The organism is Pseudomonas sp. RC3H12, from assembly GCF_018596375.1.
Taxonomy (GTDB): domain Bacteria; phylum Pseudomonadota; class Gammaproteobacteria; order Pseudomonadales; family Pseudomonadaceae; genus Aquipseudomonas.
On record NZ_CP075595.1, the window covers coordinates 1177570 to 1190201 of the forward strand.

A 12632-nucleotide genomic window follows, 5' to 3' on the forward strand; every position below is an offset into this window, starting at 1 on the left:
CCTGAATACAGTTAGGCATGATCAATCAACACATTGACCGGAAACTCGGCCAGCACGGTGCTCAACATCAGCTCCCTTGAAGGGGTGACAGCACCGCCGCCGAAAAGTCCCGAACAGTTGGCAGGCGACAAGGCAAACGGCAGTACAAGCCGGGTATCGTCCCAGTTCTGTGCCGGGATCAACGGGGTGGCGGCCGGGCCCAGCAGGGCGCTGGCCAACCGTGGCACGACAATGATGGCGCGTTCGCCTTGGCCCAGGCGGGCAAAGGCCAGCACCTGGTCGGCGTGGCGGCCCTGTACGCTTAGCGGCAGGTAGGCGCCGCGCTGGAACAGCTCGGGATGGGCCTGGCGGGCGTCCAGCACGCGGGCCACCAGGGCCTGCTTGATGCGGCCATCGCGCCAGTGGGCGAGCAGCTCGGCCAGGGGCGTGCCGTCGTCGAGGCTGGCGCGCCTGGCCGGGTAGTCCACCGGGCGGCGGTTGTCCGGGTCGACCAGCGAGAGGTCCCAGTACTCGTTGCCCTGGTACAGGTCCGGCACGCCGGGGGTGGTCATGCGCAGCAGGCACTGCGCCAGGCCGTTCAAGGCGCCGGGGCAGGCCAGCCGCTGCGCGGTCTCATGCAGGGACTGGCGCAGCTGCTGGTTTTCCTCGTCCAGCAGCAGGCCGTCGACGTAGGCCGCGCAAGCACGCTCGTAGCGTTCGTTGGGGGCCGCCCAGCTACTGCGCAGCTTGGCTTCGCGCAGGGCCTTGCATTGCCATTGGCGAAGGCGTTCGGCGTAGCGTTTCAGGGCTTGCGGGTCATGTAGGTCGAGGTCCAGCGGCCAGCTGCCGAGCAGCGTCTGCAACAGCAGCAGCTCGTCGCCGGGGCTTGGCGCCTGCCCATCGTCCAGTTCCTCACGCAACGGCGCTGCCAGCTCGCGCCAGTGCTCGACACGGCTGGCCAGCCAGGGCGCGCGTTCGCTGAGCACGGCCAGCCGCGCGCGGCAGTCCTCGCCGCGTTTGTGGTCGTGGGTGGCGGTGGCCAGCAGGTTGTCGGGGAAGTCGCGCAGGCGGCGCTGGGCTTCGTTGTGGAACCAGGCCGTATCGGCGCCGAAACGCTCGGCGTCGAAGCCCACGTCGTTGCGCGACAGCAGCCGGGCGGATCGATAGAAGGCGGTGTCCTCCACGGCCTTGGCGGCGCTGGGAGCGGTCAGTTGCTGGAAGCGCACGCAGGCGTGGCGCAGGTGCTTGCGCGGCCGGCCCGGCGGCAGGTGCCGCCAGGATTGGCCACCGAGCCAGCGTTCGAGCTGATCGAGCAGTGGCCAGTCGGCCTCCCCCAGCGACTGCCGCGCCCCGGCCAGCGCCTGCTGGAAGAACGCCTCGTCCTCGGCGGGCCGGCCGCAGACATTGATGTAGGTGCGGTACACCGGGTAGTGCGCGACCAGCGCCTGCAGCGCCCGGCGAATGGCGCCGAGGGTGAGGTCGCGGGTCATCAGGTCGTCGCGGGCCACCTGCAGCAGGGCCTGGGCCACCGATTCGCAGTCGCCGGCCAGGCTGGCGTTGAGCACCAGGTGCCGGGCAATGCGCACCTCCTCGGGGAATTCGGGACGCTCGCTGGTGTTGCGCCATAGTTCGTCCAAGGCGGGCTGGCCCGCAGGGTCGTGCTGCAGCAGCGACACTTGGTTCATGAACTCGTAGCCGGTGGTGCCGTCGGTGAGCCAGTCGCGGTGCAGGTGTTCGCCCGCGCCGAGGATCTTTTCCACGTAGATCGGGAAGTGCGCCAGCGCGGCATCGACGGGGCGTCGAGCCAGCAGCGAATCGACCCGGCGGCGCAGGTTGCGGCAGTAGCGGCGCGGATCGGCGAGGCCGTCGATGTGGTCGATGCGCAGGCCATCGACCAGGCCGCGCTGGATCAGCTCGAACAGTTTGGCGTGGGTGGCCTCGAACACCACGGCACGCTCCACGCGCAGGCCGCCGAGTTCGTTGATGTCGAAGAAGCGCCGCCAGTTGATGTCGTCGGCGGCGGTGCGCCAGCTGGCCAGGCGGTAGGTCTGGCGCTCGAGCAGCAGGTGCAGGCGCTTGAAGCCTGCTTCGCCGCGGCTGTCGAAGGCAGAGAGGGCAGGTTGCGGATCCGCGCCGGCGGCGGCCAGGCGTACCAGTTCGTGGTGTAGCGGCTGGGCCTCGGCCAGAGGGTCGGCCGCCTCGCCGAGGGCGCTGAAATGCGCGGCCAGCGCCTGCAGGCGCGGGTCCTTGGCCTGGCCAAGGATGCGTGGATAGTCCAGTGGGCAGATCGGGAAACGGTGCTCATGGTGAGCGACTTCGAAGCGCCCGTGTTGTGCGTCGAAGGTCAGCGGGATCTCGCCGTTGTGCAGGGCGGCGCCATAGTCGCTACCGAGGAACGGCAGCAACAGCTGGCCGGCCAGCAACGGGTCGCTGGAATGCCACTGGATATCGAAGAATTCCGCGTAGGGGCTGCGCCGGCCCCAGGCCAGCAGGCTCTGCCACCAGGGGTTGTCGGCGCCGCCCACGGCCATGTGGTTGGACACAGTGTCGACGATCAGCCCCATGCCATGCTGGCGCAAGGCGGCCACCAGGCGTTCGAGCGCCGCCTCGCCGCCGAGTTCGGAACTGACCCGGGTCGGGTCGACCACGTCATAGCCGTGGCGCGAGCCTGCGCGGGCGGTGAGGATGGGCGAGGCATAGAGGTGGCTGATACCCAGCCGGGCGAAATAAGGCACCAGCGGTACCGCGTGGTCGAGGGTGAAGTCGCTGTGCAGTTGCAGGCGCAGGGTCGCGGTCAAGGGTTTCATCGGTCACGCTCCCAGGCTTGTTCGCGGGCCTGGGCCAGCAGTTCTAGGCGCCGGGCGGCGTCCTCGTCGTCCAGCAGCTCGCGTACCGGCGCCTTGAAGCGGCGGCGCCAGTTGGGATGGCCGGTGGTGGTGCCGGGCAGGTTGGGTTGCTCGTCGCTGCCCAGCAGGTCCTCCAGCGGCACCAGCACCAACGGTGCGCGGGTATGGCCGACGTAGCGGATCGCCGCGTCGATCAGCGCCGAATCGTCGCGCAGTGGCCCGTAGTTCTGCTCCAGGGTACGGCGCAGGCCGTCGCGCTCCAGGGCCCGGGTATGGCGCCAGTGCAGCTCTGTGGCGGCGTCGATCAGTTGCAGGCGATGGCTCCAGTCGATGTCACGGCTGGCCAGCCAGCCGGCGAGTGGGGCCAGGTCATGGGTGCCGGTGGTGGCCAGGGCGTTGTCCGGCCAGTCGAGGATCGGCGTGAAGCGTCCGGGCGGCTGCTGCTCGAACGGCAGCACGCGCATGCCCAGCACGGCCTTGTCGACCAGGCGCTCGCGCAGGCCCTCGGGCACGGTGCCCAGGTCCTCGCCAAGGATGATCGCCTGGTGTCGCGCTGACTCCAGCGCCAGCAGGCGCAGCAGGTCGTCCAGCGGGTAATTCAGGTAGGCGCCTTCACTGGGCCGGGCACCACGGGGGATCAGCCACAGGCGGCGCAGGCCCATCACATGATCGATGCGCAGGCCGCCGGCATGGGCCAGGTTGGCCCGCAGCATTTCGATGAAGGCGCGGTAGCCGTTGCGCCGCAGGCCTTCGGGAGAGAACGCGCAGATGCCCCAGTCTTGCCCGGCGCGGTTGAGGATATCGGGCGGGGCGCCGACGTTGAGTTCGGCCAGCAGTTCGTCCTGGCGGCTCCAGGCCTGGCTGCCGGCACCGTCGGCGCCCACTGCCAGGTCGGCGATCAGGCCCACGGCCATGCCGTTGCCGCGCGCCGCGTCCTGGGCCCGTTGCAGGCTGCGCTCGGCCAGCCACTGGCAGAAGGCATGGAACTCGACCCGGGCCGGGTAGGCGTTGGCGAAGGCCTCGACCTCGGGGTCGTAGGGGTTGTGCCAGGCCTTGGGCCAGTTGCGCCAGTCCGCGCCCAGGCCGCTGCTCACCGCTTCGGCCTGCAGTACTTCGAAGCGGCAGTGGTGTTCCAGTTGCTCGCCGGCGCTGGCGCGGAAACTGTCGAAGTCCGCGCGCAAGGGGTGCTCACCCTGGCTGAAGTGCCGGTAGAGCGCTTCGAGCAGACGCAGACGGGCATCGGCGGCTCTGGGCCAGTCCACCAGCGTATGCTGCTCGAGCGCTTCGAGGGTCGCCTCCAGGCCACAGGCCTCGATGGCCATGCGCACTTCGCGTTCGCCGAAGACCACGCCGGGGCTGGCATAGAGCACATTGAGCAGCAGGCGGCTGGACGGCGAATAGGGGCTGTAGTGGTGTTGGTCGAAGGCCGACAGGGTGTGGATCGGGCTGATGGCCAGGGCATCGGCGCCGCGCTCGGCGGCGTGGCGTGCCAGTTGTTCCAGTGCCAGGCAGTCGCCAAAGCCGCCATCGCCGGGGCGCCGCAGGCTGTACAGCTGCACGGCCAGGCCCCAGCAACGGGGCGGGGGTTGCTCCACGCAGTCTTGCAGGGCATGGCAACGCGCCGGTGCCACGGCCACGGTGCAGGTCCGGCCATCGATATCCAGGCGGTGGTAGCCCAGGGGCAACCCGGCCGGCAGCCGCGCCTGGGCGTCCAGGGTGAGGTTGCGCTGGCTGCCGTCTTCCAGGCTGCAGCGCACCTGGCTGGCGGCGCTGAAGTAACGCTGCAGGTCGAGGGGCTGGTCGATGTCAACGGTCAGCAGCGGTGGCAGGTGCTCGCTGTCTTCGGCCTGCTCCACGGCGCGCAGGCTGGCGTCGATGTCGGCGGCGTTGCCGGCCGGGTGGCCAAGGCCGGCGAGCACCTGGCGCAGCACGTCATCGCTGACCTGCTGCAGGCGGTTATTGGCGTCTATCCAGTCGCGGGCCAGGCCTGCCCGGGCGGCCAGGCGGTGAAGGGGCTCTGCGCTCATTGCGTCTCCTGGTCAGGGGGCAGCAGGCTCACCACGCAGCTGTGCGCGGCGAGGCTAGAGTCGGGGTGGGCGTTGTCGCTGCTGTCGAACAGGCGGCGGGGCAGTGCCGGCAAGGTGACCGGCTGGGGTTGGGCATCGAGATTCAGGTCGATGCGCAACTGCTGGCCGTCGCCCAGGCGCCAGCGGGCGGTCAGCGCCTTGGCGCCGAGTACCTCGCAGCCCTCGGCGCGAGTGCCGGGCAGATGTGGGGTGACGTGACGCCTGCGCAGTTCGAGAAGTTGCTGGTATAGGCCGTGCCAGCCGGCCAGCACCTCCTGTTGCCGCGGCCGGGAGGTCTCGAAGGTGGCCTCGGCATTGGGGTCGGGTATCTGCTCGCGCTTCTGCGGGTCGGCGAAGGCCTCGAAATGAGCGAACTCACCCCGGCGACCTTCGCGCACGGCGTCGGCCAGCGCGTCGTGGAAGTCGGTGAAGAACAGGAACGGCTTGCGGCTGCCGTCGTCGTCGCCCATGAACAGCAGCGGGATCATCGGTGCCAGCAGCAGCAGGGTAGTGGCGGCCTTCAGCGCCTGCGGCGGGCAGAGCCGGGACAGCCGCTCGCCCAGGGCGCGGTTGCCGACCTGGTCGTGGTTTTGCAGGAACAGCACGAAGGCGCTGGGCGGCAGATGGCCGCTGGGCTCGCCGCGGGGCCTGCCGTGGCGGTCGGGCTGGCCCTGGAACACGAAACCCTCGGCCAGGCAGCGCGCTAATTGTTCGATCGGCCGGTCCTTGTAGTCGGCGTAGTAGCCTTCGGTTTCGCCGGTCAGCAATACGTGCAGGGCGTTGTGGCCGTCGTCGTTCCATTGTGCGTCGAAGCCTTGCTCGAGCAGCATGGCCTGATTGTGCTCGTTCTCCAGCACCAGCCAGACCTGCCGCCCGGGCTCGACCGTGGCGCGTACCCGCTGGGCCAGTTCGACGAGAAAGTCCGGCTGGTCGATGGCGTGCACGGCGTCCAGGCGCAGGCCGTCGCAGCGGTAGTCGCACAGCCACATCAGGGCGTTCTGGATGAAGAACTCGCGCACCTCGGCGCGGCGGAAGTCGATGGCCGCGCCCCACGGGGTCTGGCGGTCTTCACGGAAGAACGGGCTGGCGTAGCGGTGCAGGTAGTTGCCGTCCGGGCCGAAGTGGTTGTAGACCACGTCCACCAGCACCATCAGCTGCTGGCCATGGGCGGTGTCGACCAGCGCGCATAGGTCCTGGGGGCGGCCATAGCTGTGCTGGGGGGCAAACGGCAGCACGCCGTCATAGCCCCAGTTGCGCTCACCGGGGAACTGCCCCAGCGGCATCAGCTCGATGGCGCTGATGCCCAGCCCGGCCAGGCGTGGCAGCACCTGGGCCACGCCGTGGTAGCCATCAAACAGGCCCACGTGCAGCTCCTGGATCACCGCTTCGTGCCACGGACGGCCTTGCCACGCGTGGCGCCACGGGTAGTGGCTGATGTCCACCAGCTCGCTGGGCCCATGCACGCCCTCGGGCTGGCAGCGCGAGGCCGGGTCGGCCACCCGCAGCTCATCGTCGATCACGAACTGATAGCGCTCGCCCGCCTGGCAGGGGGCGACGCCTGTGTACCAGCCATCGTCGTCGGGCAGCAGTGCCACGGGCGGCTGCTGGCCGATCGCCACGCTCACGCTGCGCGCATCCGGCGCCCACAGGGCGAAGCGCGCCGACGTGGCGTCCAGCAACTGTGCGCCATGCTTGTGCATCGTCGGCTCTCCGCTCAGTAATGGGCGTGCTGCGTCTGCTTCACCAGGTCTTCGTACAGGCGCGCATAGGGTTCCACCGCCTGGCACCAGTTGAATGGCTGGGTCATCGACAGGCAGCGCATGGCATTGAGCAGGTGCTTCTTGCCGTACACATAGAAGGCGCGGCCCAGGGCCTCGCGATAGCTGTCCTCGGTGGAGTCGTTGAACAGGAAACCGGTCACGCCGTTCTCGATGGTGTCGGCCAGCCCGCCGGTGTTGCGCGCCACCGGCAGCGAGCCGAAGCGTTGGGCGTACATCTGGCTCAGGCCGCAGGGCTCGTAGCGCGACGGCATCAGCAGGAAGTCGCTGCCTGCGAACATGCGCCGGGCGTCGGTCTCGTTGAAACCGATGCGCACGCCGATGCGGCCGGGGTGACGCAGGGCCAGTTCGCGCATGGCCTGCTCTTCCTCCGGTTCGCCACGGCCGATGATGGCGATCTGGCCGCCTTGTTCGACGATGTAGTCGGCCACCCCCAGGGTCAGGTCCAGGCCTTTCTGGTAGACCAGCCGCGAAACCACGGCGAACAGCGGCCCCTCGCTTGCTTGCAGGCCGAACAGCGCGCGTACCTGGTCGGCATTGCGCGCCTTGCCCTCCCAGTCGTTGATGCTGAAGTTGTGGTCCAGGTGCTGGTCGGTGGCCGAGTCCCAGCTTTCGTCGATACCGTTGGGGATACCGCCGAGCAGTCCCTGCTGGGCCTTGCTGGCGAGGAAACCATCCAGGCCGCAGCCGAACTCAGGGGTGGTGATCTCCCGGGCGTAGGTGGCGCTGACCGTGGTGATATGGCTGGCGTACGCAAGCCCGGCCTTGAGGAACGAAAGCTTGCCGTAGAACTCCATGCCTTCCTGCTGCATGGCGTGGTCGGGGATCGCCAGTTCCGGGCTGCAGCCGCGGCTGTACACGCCCTGGTAGGCCAGGTTGTGGATGGTGAACAAGGTCGGGGTGCTCAGGCCGCGCCAGTGCATGTAGGCCGGGGCCAGCCCGGCCGGCCAGTCGTGGGCGTGCACCAGGTCGGGGCGCCAGTGGGCCATGCCTTCGCCGGCGGCGATTTCCGCGGCGGCCAGGCCCAGGCGGGCGAAGCGGATATGATTGTCGGGCCAGTCGCGACCGTTGTTGGCGCCGTAGGGCGTGCCGTCGCGCTGGTACAGCTCGGGGCAGATCAGCACATAGATCACCAGGCCGTCGGCCAGATCCATGCGGCCGATCTTGCACGGCGGCAGCGCGGCGTGGCCGCCCAGCTCGCCAACGATGTGAATGGGGTTGTCGCTCTCGACCACCTGGCGGTAGCCGGGGATCAACACGCGCACATCGTGCAGGTGCGCCAAGGCACGAGGCAGGGCGGCGGACACGTCGCCCAGGCCGCCGGTCTTGACCAGGTCGGCGATCTCTGAGGTGACGAACAGGATCTTGCGCTTGTTCGGATTGTGCTGGCGCTGCGCGCCGGGTGCCTTGACTGTCGGGGCGAGTGCCGATGGCAGCGGCTCGCGGTTATCCGGGTTGAATGACTCTACGTGAGGTTCGACAGCGGCACTGATCATACTTCTCTCCGTCCCTTGTTCTGTTTGCTTGGCGTTGGCTCGTGGGTCTGCTCTCTGATCGTTGTTGCATCTTCGTAGTGCGTTCCTTGCCCCAGATTCGTGCGCGCAGGCACGGCACGCTCGGCATTCCCGCCGAAAGACGTATGGACTGGTTGGGGTGTGCGGGCCTGGCATCAGGCAGTCCTTTGCGTCGGCCCTACTTAAGTCCTGACCTGCCCGTGTTTTGGAAAGTTCGACTTTTTTACGTCACTTTTTCCGAGCAAAACGCGGGCCGAAACTGAAGTGTAGGAGACGAAACGCAAGTAAAGTGACCCATTGGTCATTTTTGTCGCGACGGTTTACCCGCGCAAACGTTGGCGAGTTGTTGCAAAATATGAGGCTAGCCAGCGTAGGCGTAGCGGATTCGCGACAGACGCGGCACAACGCAATCAGGAAGGGAAGCTGAGGCGAGGTGGGAGCCTGGCAGCTCCCACACAGAGGGGCGGTGTATCAGAGGCCGGCGGCCTTGCCTTGCACACGGGCCTGCTCGAGCAGCAGGTTCAGCTGGGCGACCTGCTGGCGCAGGTGATCGCGCTCATCCTTCAACTGGCGCAGCTCATCGCGGCGCACGGTGACATAGAGGGTCTGGGTGGGAGTGGCAGGCATCAGGGTTCCCATGGGCACACCTCGCATGGCTGGTGACATTTTGAAGCGTAGACGCTTCACGCGGCGCGCATTCTGAATTCTTTGCAGGTCCTTGGGAACTTTTTTGTTTATCGTTGTCGCCCCGTTCGTCGGTGAACCCTACGCCAGAACGCTGGACTAATCTGAAATCTTCAATTGTTGTAAAGCAAAACCAACGGGAGCGTCGGCACATGCAACTGGGAATCATCGGGCTTGGCCGCATGGGCGGCAATATCGCAAGGCGCCTGATGCGCGCAGGTCACAGCACTGTGGTCCACGATCGCAACCGCGAAGCCATCACCACCCTGGAAGGCGAGGGGGCCGTCGGCGCCCACGACCTCGGTGCGCTGGTGCAGAAACTCAAGGCGCCGCGCGCGGTGTGGGTCATGCTGCCCGCCGGCGAAATTACCGAGCAGACCATCGCGCAACTGGCCGACCTGCTCGAGCCGGGCGACGCCATCATCGATGGTGGCAATACCTTCTACAAGGACGACGTGCGCCGCGCCGCCGAGCTGGGCAAGCGTGGCCTGCACTACCTCGACGTCGGCACCTCCGGCGGCGTCTGGGGCCTGGACCGTGGCTACTGCATGATGATCGGCGGCGAGAAGGCGGTGTTCGAGCGCCTGGAACCGCTGTTCAAGGCCCTCGCCCCGGGCGTCGGCGACATTCCGCGCACCCAGGGCCGCAGCGGTGAGCACGAGCGCGCCGAGCATGGTTACATCCACGCTGGTCCGCCCGGCGCCGGTCACTACGTGAAGATGGTGCACAACGGCATCGAGTACGGCCTGATGCAGGCCTACGCCGAAGGTTTCGACCTGCTGCGCAGCAAGGGTGGTCCGGAGTTGCCGGAAGAGCAGCGCTTTGACCTCAATGTGGCCGAGATCGCCGAAGTGTGGCGCCGCGGCAGCGTGGTCACTTCCTGGCTGCTGGACCTGACCGCCGACGCACTGGTCGCCGACCCGCAACTGACCGAATTCAGCGGCTCGGTTTCCGACAGCGGCGAAGGGCGCTGGACCATCGATGCCGCGGTCGAACAGGCCGTGCCGGTGCCGGTGCTGTCCAGCGCGCTGTTCGCCCGCTTCCGCTCGCGCCAGCAGCAGGGCACCTACGGTGACAAGATCCTCTCCGCCATGCGCCTGGGCTTCGGCGGCCACGTCGAGAAAAAGAAGGACTAAATGACTAAACCGACCATCCCCGCGGCGCCGCCATGCACCTTGTTCCTGTTCGGCGCCAACGGCGACCTGGTCAAGCGCCTGCTGATGCCGGCGCTGTACAACCTCAGCCGTGACGGCCTGCTCGACCGCAACCTGCGTATCGTCGGGGTCGACCACAACCCGGCCACGGCCGAGGACTTTGCCGCGCGCCTGCATGCTTTCATGCAGGCGCGGGACAAGGGCGCGGAAGGGAGTGCCAAGTGCCTGGACGAAAAGCGCTGGGCGCGCCTGGCCAAGCGCCTGGACTATCAGACCGGCGACTTCCTCGACCCCGAGACTTACCAGGCCCTGGCTCGGCGCATCGCCAAAACTGGCCATGGCAATGCCATCTTCTACCTGGCCACTTCGCCACGCTTCTTCCCCGAGGTGGCCCAGCGCCTGGGCGACGCCGGCTTGCTCGACGAGTCGGGCGGCGGCTTTCGCCGGGTGGTGGTGGAGAAACCCTTCGGCACTGACCTTGCCAGCGCCGAAGCGCTCAACGCTTGCCTGCTCAAGGTGATGAACGAGCGGCAGATCTACCGCATCGACCATTACCTGGGCAAGGAAACCGTGCAGAACATCCTGGTCAGCCGTTTCTCCAACGGCCTGTTCGAATCGTTCTGGAACAATCATTACATCGACCACGTGCAGATCACCGCCGCCGAAACCGTCGGCGTCGAGACGCGCGGGGCGTTCTACGACAATACCGGCGCCCTGCGCGACATGGTGCCCAACCACCTGTTCCAGCTGCTGGCGATGGTCGCCATGGAGCCGCCGGCGGCCTTCGGCGCCGATGCGGTGCGCGGTGAAAAGGCCAAGGTGATCGGCGCCATCCGCCCCTGGTCGCAGAAGATGGCCCTGCGCAATTCCGTGCGTGGCCAGTACGGCGCCGGCAAGCAGGGCCGCAAGAAACTCCCCGGCTACCGCGAGGAGGCCAATGTCGCCCCGCACAGCCAGACCGAGACCTATGTCGCCCTCAAGGTGATGATCGATAACTGGCGCTGGGCGGGGGTGCCGTTCTACCTGCGTACCGGCAAGCGCATGAGCGTGCGCGACACCGAGATCGCCATCTGCTTCAAGCCGGCGCCCTACGCGCAGTTCCGCGAAAGCGAACTGGAGCGGCCCAAGCCCAACTACCTGAAGATCCAGATCCAGCCCAACGAAGGCATGTGGTTCGACCTGCAGGCCAAGCGCCCGGGGCCGGAGCTGGTGATGGAGAATGTCGAGCTGGGTTTCGCCTACAAGGACTTCTTCAAGATGACCCCGGCGACCGGCTACGAGACATTGATCTACGACTGCCTTACCGGTGACCAGACCCTGTTCCAGCGCGCCGACAATATAGAGAACGGTTGGCGTGCCGTGCAGCCGTTCCTCGATGCCTGGGCGGCCGAGGGGGGCGAGGTGCATGAGTATGCGGCGGGAGAGGATGGCCCCGAGGCCGGTGATGAGTTGCTGGCGCGGGACAAGCGCGAGTGGCATAAGCTGGGGTGAGCCTGCAGCGACCTACCGCCGTTGGCGGTAGGTGCGCAGATGCGTACTACAAGGTGAACGACAGGGCCGAGAACACCATCCCGCCACTGCCCGCCCAGCCCATGCAGAACTGACCTTGCTCGGCTTCGCCCCGGCTCATCGCATCAAAGATGCCGAAGGGAATCGATGCGGTAATGATGTTGCCGGTCTTGTGCCCGACGTGATGCAACTTGTGATCGACACCGATCATCTGGCCAATATGTTCCCACATCTTTGGCGAGCCGGTATGGATGAACACTTTGTGCACGTCGTCCGCCGTGAGCTTCTGCAGGTTGAAGACTTTTATCGCTTCGTTGCGACCATCTTCGTGCAGGGCGGCGGCATAGGAGTTGAACTGATACTGGCCACCGGTAGGTTCGATCCTGGCAATATCCTCCTCGTTGCAGAACAGTTTCCAGTCCGGCAACGAGATCGTCGACAAGTCACTCAGGTCAGGTCGGTTGATGTACGAGAACTTGAAGTTATCCGCTGCCTCGTTACTGAGGATGGTGACAACGGCGGCTTCACCGATGGTAAAGCTGGGGAATTTGTAGGCCAGTTCGGCCGGCGACTGCAGCGAGAAGTTCTTGGGCATCACCGGCCCGCCCGCCGACATGCCGAACTCCATGTTGACGATGGCGGCGTAGCGGATTTCACCCGCTTGCATCTTGCTGTTGATGACGTCCATGGCCGTCACCCAGCCGTTGCAGGCGTCGACCACATCGAAGTTGCGGCAGTTCAGGCCCAGCGCCTTGGCGATGAAGGTACTGTTGGCCGGCTCGATGAAGCCACGGGTGACATTGGGATAGATCAGCAGGTCCAGGTCGGCCTTGCCGATATTGGCCTGGGCCAGCGCCGCATCGAACGCCGCCTCCATCAATTGCATCGGCGTCTCGTCAGCCGCCAGCCAATGGCGTGTGTCGCTGCCGCTTTTTTCCAGCAACTTGCCGATGGTCTTCAGTGTTTTCGGCAAGTCTTCCTGGAAGGTGTCCCGGGAGTGTTCTTCCACCAGGTTGATCACGTCCTGGTTGCTGACGCAGCGTGAGGGCAGTATTCCGGATAAACCGACAATCTTCATATAACGTCCTTGTTGAAAGTAGAG

Annotated in this window: 8 protein-coding genes; 2 read left to right on the forward strand and 6 right to left on the reverse strand. The window is 66.6% G+C overall.

Features of this window, described 5'->3' with window-relative positions:
- Positions 1-11 precede the first annotated feature (11 nt).
- The 5 genes from KHO27_RS05380 to KHO27_RS05400 all read right to left on the reverse strand — a co-directional run bounded on the left by KHO27_RS05380 (position 12) and on the right by KHO27_RS05400 (position 8822).
- A complete protein-coding gene (locus tag KHO27_RS05380; RefSeq protein WP_214501319.1) occupies positions 12-2786 on the reverse strand; it encodes a malto-oligosyltrehalose synthase in 2775 nt (924 codons plus the stop codon).
- Positions 2783-4852 carry a 4-alpha-glucanotransferase gene (malQ, locus tag KHO27_RS05385; RefSeq protein WP_214501320.1) on the reverse strand — a complete coding sequence of 690 codons (2070 nt, stop codon included), beginning with the start codon at positions 4850-4852 and terminating at the stop codon, positions 2783-2785. Before malQ ends, KHO27_RS05380 begins: the two co-directional genes overlap by 4 nt.
- Positions 4849-6591: a malto-oligosyltrehalose trehalohydrolase gene (gene treZ / locus KHO27_RS05390; protein ID WP_110698611.1), complete on the reverse strand. Its 1743-nt coding sequence runs from the start codon at positions 6589-6591 to the stop codon at positions 4849-4851. Before treZ ends, malQ begins: the two co-directional genes overlap by 4 nt.
- 14 nt (positions 6592-6605) lie before the next feature.
- The gene (gene glgA, locus KHO27_RS05395; RefSeq protein ID WP_102684443.1) at positions 6606-8165 is read right to left on the reverse strand and encodes a glycogen synthase GlgA; all 1560 of its coding nucleotides are present in this window, start codon (positions 8163-8165) and stop codon (positions 6606-6608) included.
- A gap of 489 nt (positions 8166-8654) precedes the next feature.
- Positions 8655-8822, reverse strand: a complete 168-nt coding sequence (locus KHO27_RS05400; protein ID WP_220036851.1) for a DUF6026 family protein — start codon at positions 8820-8822, stop codon at positions 8655-8657.
- A gap of 161 nt (positions 8823-8983) precedes the next feature.
- On the opposite strand from KHO27_RS05400, the gene gnd reads away from it, so the two are divergent.
- On the forward strand, positions 8984-10003 hold the full coding sequence (gene gnd / locus KHO27_RS05405) for a phosphogluconate dehydrogenase (NAD(+)-dependent, decarboxylating) (RefSeq protein WP_256591471.1): 1020 nt from the start codon (positions 8984-8986) through the stop codon (positions 10001-10003).
- On the forward strand, positions 10004-11512 hold the full coding sequence (gene zwf / locus KHO27_RS05410) for a glucose-6-phosphate dehydrogenase (RefSeq protein WP_214501321.1): 1509 nt from the start codon (positions 10004-10006) through the stop codon (positions 11510-11512). It begins immediately after the preceding gene.
- Between the two features lie 46 nt (positions 11513-11558).
- Here zwf and KHO27_RS05415 read toward each other — a convergent pair whose 3' ends face one another.
- Positions 11559-12608 carry a 3-oxoacyl-[acyl-carrier-protein] synthase III C-terminal domain-containing protein gene (locus KHO27_RS05415; protein ID WP_102684440.1) on the reverse strand — a complete coding sequence of 350 codons (1050 nt, stop codon included), beginning with the start codon at positions 12606-12608 and terminating at the stop codon, positions 11559-11561.
- Positions 12609-12632: the final 24 nt, after the last annotated feature.